3 protein-coding genes are annotated in these 4,973 nt (G+C 68.4%); all 3 read left to right on the top strand.

Annotation, left to right across the window (positions count from 1 at the left end):
• Positions 1-155 precede the first annotated feature (155 nt).
• Genes V7E09_RS14330 through V7E09_RS14320 form a run of 3 tightly spaced genes read left to right on the top strand, consistent with a single transcriptional unit; the run spans position 156 to position 3,861 of the window.
• On the top strand, positions 156-2,204 hold the full coding sequence (locus V7E09_RS14330) for an acyltransferase family protein (RefSeq protein WP_324512340.1): 2,049 nt from the start codon (positions 156-158) through the stop codon (positions 2,202-2,204).
• On the top strand, positions 2,201-3,472 hold the full coding sequence (locus tag V7E09_RS14325; RefSeq protein WP_324523588.1) for an alpha/beta hydrolase: 1,272 nt from the start codon (positions 2,201-2,203) through the stop codon (positions 3,470-3,472). Before V7E09_RS14330 ends, V7E09_RS14325 begins: the two co-directional genes overlap by 4 nt.
• A complete protein-coding gene (locus tag V7E09_RS14320) occupies positions 3,433-3,861 on the top strand; it encodes a hypothetical protein (protein ID WP_324523587.1) in 429 nt (142 codons plus the stop codon). Before V7E09_RS14325 ends, V7E09_RS14320 begins: the two co-directional genes overlap by 40 nt.
• Positions 3,862-4,973: the final 1,112 nt, after the last annotated feature.

The following is a 4,973-nucleotide window of genomic DNA, read 5'->3' as shown; positions in this document are numbered from 1 at the left end:
GGCCTGCCCCGCGAGGAGATCATTGCCCGGTTCCTGGCCTCCTTCGAGGCGAACCACGAGACCCGACGTTCCGACTACACGCCCGCCGAATACGACGCCGCGCAGAAGCTGATGGACGAGAAGTTCCTCACGGACGCCTGGACGCACCGGGTGCCGTGACGGCACGCATCACCCCCACCCCCTCCGCGACGCCCGCGTCGGGGAGCCGTGCAGGCTTCCGGCCGGAGATCCAGGGACTGCGCGGCCTCGGCATCCTGCTCGTGGTCGCTTATCACCTGTGGACGTCAGGCCGGGTGTCCGGCGGCGTCGACGTCTTCTTGTTCATCTCCGCCTTCCTGATGACGGGGTCCTTCGTCCGCAAGGGGACGGCCTTCACCCTCGTCGACTTCCTGGTGCAGCGATTCCGGAGGCTGGTGCCGTTGGCGTCCATCGTCGTCATCGTCACCTTGCTCGCCGGATGGGCGTTGCAGACCCCGACGCGCTACCCGGGGCTCCTCACGCACGCGATCGCGTCCCTGCTGTATCGGGAGAACTGGCAGCTGATCGCCGACGCCACCGATTACACGGCCCCCAGTCCGCTGGAGTTGAACCCCTTCCAGCATTTCTGGAGCTTGTCGGTGCAGGGCCAGCTGTTCGTGCTGCTGCCGCTGCTGTTCGTGGCGTGCGCGGCCGCCGAGCGAAGGTGGGGGCTGCCGCTGCGGCGCAGCCTCGGGGTCGTGCTGGTGGGGCTGACCGTGGCGTCCTTCGCCTATGCAGTGCACCTCATCGAGGTGGCTCCGGCTGCCGCCTACTTCAGCACGTGGGCGCGAGCTTGGGAGTTCACCGCCGCCGGGCTCCTGGCCTTGCTTCCGGCGTGGAACCCGCAGCGTTGGGCGGCCGCAGCGATGTCGTGGGCCGGGCTGGGATTGCTGCTGGCAACCGGCCCGCTGTGGGGCCGCGGCGCCTATCCGGGCGCGGCCGCCCTCCCGCCGCTGCTCGCTGCTGCGCTGGTCGTGTTCGCGGGGCCCAGCAGCCGCCCCTGGCATGCCGCCTGGTGGCTGTCGCGGCGTCCGGTCACCTTCGTCGCCAACCGCGCCTACGCGCTCTACCTGTGGTATTGGCCGGTGTATGCGCTCTACCTGGACGCGACGGGGACGACCAATCCGCGCACCGGCTGGCTGGGGTCCGCCGTCGTGCTGATGGTGTCGTTCCTGCTTGCCGACGCGTCGACCCGCCTCGTGGAGCGACGCTTCCACGGGATGCCGCTGCTCAAGCGACGCTCCCCCGCCCTCACCACGATCCTGTTGTTCTCGCTCATCGGCGCCTCGGTCATCGGCGGGGTGACGGCCCTGGTGGAGCGGGACACCCGCGCCACGGCAGGGCTGCCACCCGAGGAACGCCCTGGGGCGCGCATTCTCACCGCTGAGCCGACGGCGGCGGCCCCCGCGAGCGGGCGGGGACGCGGCATCGCCCCAGGCGACGCGGTGATCGCTCAGGATTGGCCGGTGCAGTTCCCCACCTGCATAGCGGGAGCCCCCGGCATGCCCGCGCATCCGGAGCTGGGGTGGTGCGCCGTCTTCACGAAGGGTCTGGAGCCGCCGACGAAGACCGTCGCCGTCGTGGGTGACTCGCACGCCTACCAGTGGCTGACCGCCCTCATCCCGTTGGCGTCACAGGAGAACTGGCAGGTGATCGCCTACGTGCGGCCCGCATGCCGGGTGGGCTCCCCCAGCGAGATCCCCGGCTGCCCGGAGTACACCACCGAGGCAATCGCCTGGCTCGAAGAGATCCGACCCGACTACGTGTTCAGCACCGGTTCGTCGGCGCGCGCCTCCGAGGGCGAGCATGACGACTGGGGATGGGCGTCCGCGATCGCACCGCTGGCCGAGTCGGGGATCACCGTCGTCAACGTGCGGGACAATCCGCGCTGGGAGGTGAACATGCCCGAGTGCGTGCAAAGGTTCGGAGCCGATGATCCCCGCTGTTTCGCGCGACGCACCGAGAAGCTCGCCGAAACCTGGCCGAAGGGCGCGCTGGAGTCCTTGCCGAATCAGCACTACCTCGACTTCTCGGACTGGTTGTGCCCGCCGGGAAAGGTGTCCGTATGCCCCGGGGTGATCGGGAACACGTACGTCTACATGGACACCAACCACCTGTCACGTGCCTACGTGGAGACGTTGGTCGACGTGTTCGAGGCGGCCTGGCGCGAGGAGGTGGGCACGTGAGAGGGCGTGTTCTGCGCGCAGCGGTGACGCTCCTGGTAGCGGTGGTGGTGAGTGGGTGCGCGCTCCAGCCGCGTCAGGTTCTGGGTGACGGGGCGGCCCAGCGCATCCTGATCGCCGGGCGCCCGTTCCAGTACTGCGCGTCGGCTCCGGTGCAGGCATGGGGCCAGGAGATTCGACGCGTCATCATCGCCGTGCACGGGTTGGACCGGGCCGCGTGCGCGATGCGGGATGCGGTCGTGGCGGCGCTGGGCGGCGAGCCCGCGGATACGGTCGTGATCGCCCCGCACTTCTCCACGTCCGCGGACGCCCCGACGGGCGGGTTCGCCTGGGGGCCGAGCACCTGGCCCGCCGGCGAGCCGGACCGGGGCGGCGTGTCCTCGTTCGCGGTCATGGACGCCCTGGTCGAGGCGGTGGGGGACCGGTCCATCACGCTGGTCGGGTTCTCCGGTGGGGGCCAGTTCACCAACCGGTACGCGGCCGTGTCGCGGACGATGCTGGATCGCTACGTGATCATCAATCCGTCGAGTTATGTGTGGCTGACGGCCGACCGGCCGCGCCCCAGCGCGTCGTGTCCCACCTTCAATGACTGGCGGTACGGCTTGGACGGCCGGGCAGGCTATGCCGAGACCGGCAACCCTGAAGAGATCCGCGAGCGGTATGCGTCTCGCGGCGTCCGGTATCTGATCGGCACCGCCGACGACGATCCGAACTCGACGAGCCTTGATCGGTCGTGCGCCGCGCAGACCCAGGGCGCGAACCGGGAGGAGCGGGCCGTGAACTATCACGCCCACCTCGTGGCGACGTTCGGGCAGGACGTCGGGGATGCTCAGCCGTTGGCCACGGTGGCCGGGGTCGGCCACGACGCCCGGCGGATGCTCGCCAGCGAAGCGGGTCGCGCGTCGTTGACCGGTCGAGGCCGGTGGGCGCAGCGGCCCCCGAGCGGGGCGTATCAGGGCCGGACAGCGCGGGCCTGGGTCAGCGGACGACGAGGGCGTGCAACTCCCCCACCGGCAAGGCACGCTGGGCAGACACCGTCACCGGAATCGACCCCTCGAACCCCAACGCCGACCAGTCCACGACCCACCTACTCGACGCCGTCACCGTGTAGTTCCCCTGCGGCAACGACGGCCAACCGTAGGCATACCCGCACGTCGGCGACGGCGTCGCCGGCTTCACGCGCGCCGGATACGGCGTCATCTTCGAGCACGACACCTTCTTCCCGTCACCCATGTCGAAGGTCGTCGCCCCACGTCGCGCACGCATGGTGATCGTGATCCCGTTCCCCGTCACTGTGGACGACATCGACTCCGGATTGTCCGTCCACAACCACAACGGATACCCCACCACCGCCATGTGCCACTCGTTCACGCTCGGATCCGGCCCCACCAACGGGGTGGGCAACGGCAACTCCATCGACGACACCAACGACCGCACCACAGACTCCACCCGCTCCCGCGAGGGAGCCGCAGCGGCCGGGGCGTCGGCCTCACCCGGCTCCTGCTCGGGAATGATCCGGCACTCCCGCCGCTCCACCGGGCCATCCCAGCACCCATCAATCGTCAACGCCGGCCGACTCCGCTTCAACGTCAACCGCACGGTCTTCCCATTCACCTCCTCCACCTCAAACTCGGGTTCGGATGCTGCAGGCACCGAGTAGGAGCCCCCACGAGAACTCTCGTGGCCACCGGTTCTTCCTCCGTACTGGCCTCGTCCGACATCGCTCGTCTGCGCTTTCACGCCCACTGTGTTCACTTCGTCCAGGTTTCCCACCACATAGTCGTTCTGGGCATAGGCGAGACCAGAAGAGTGCGTTGCCAGGACCGCAACAAGCGAACCCCAGACGAACAGCCGCCTCAACACGTAGGAACTTCCTTCGCCTCCGACTCGACGATCCTGAGCACTGAGTCGTGATCGCGGGAGTAGTACAGGCGAAGCTGACCTGTGAGGCCAGGCTGGGGCTGCCCCCCATCGGCTGACGCGTAGGTCGCCCCGCTAGCGTCGGTACAAACTTCGAGCGCAACAATCGAACCCGAGCGACTCAGTCCAGGAAGTCGCTTCACCCACGCGAGTTGCGGTTCCCCACTGACGCGTTGCCGCCCCCGGGCACGATCGACTAGTTCCATCGCAGACTCCCGAAAGGCACCTCCCGTGGTGGCTTCCAACTCGGCTGTCCAGCTGGGATCGGGCATACTCGCCAAGCGTTCCTTCTCGGCCCAGTACCTGCGGTACACCGCCTCCGCCTCTGCGTAGAGAGCGTTCCGACGCTGGGATTGCTCGTACTCGATCGGGCCGCACGGAACCGCCTCACCGCCCGCCTCCGGCACACACGCATACGTAGGTGAAGGAGTGGGGCTCGCCACAGGCGCCGCAGAACAACCAGCCAACGCGACGCCAACCAGCACGACGGAGAGCGAACGAGACCGCCTCGAGAGATTCATGGGGTATTACCTCCTGGGGATGGCCCCAGTTTGGCATATCAACACCGGCCCCCATCATTCAGTGTGGAGTTATCCACAACGGCAACCTCGAGTACGAGAGCTACGAACAGTGGGGCCGGTTGCGCGAGCCCACGCCCACGATCCCTGGCGTTCTCTCACGCGCGTCCGTGACTGCGGCTCTGCGAAGCCGTCCGTGGACTGTCGCCCAGGAGCGCGCAGGAGGGGGGCGTCACCCACAGGCGACGCCCCCCTCCTGGTCAGACTCCTCGCGGCTGAATCAGGCCTTCGACAGGGCGAAACGCAACCCCAAGCCCTCGTCGGAGACGACGTC

Origin of the sequence: Propioniciclava sp., from assembly GCF_036744435.1 — a bacterium.
Classification (GTDB): Bacteria; Actinomycetota; Actinomycetes; order Propionibacteriales; family Propionibacteriaceae; genus Propioniciclava.
The sequence above is the reverse complement of the archived record's forward strand: the minus strand, read 5'-3'. Positions and strand labels throughout refer to the sequence as shown.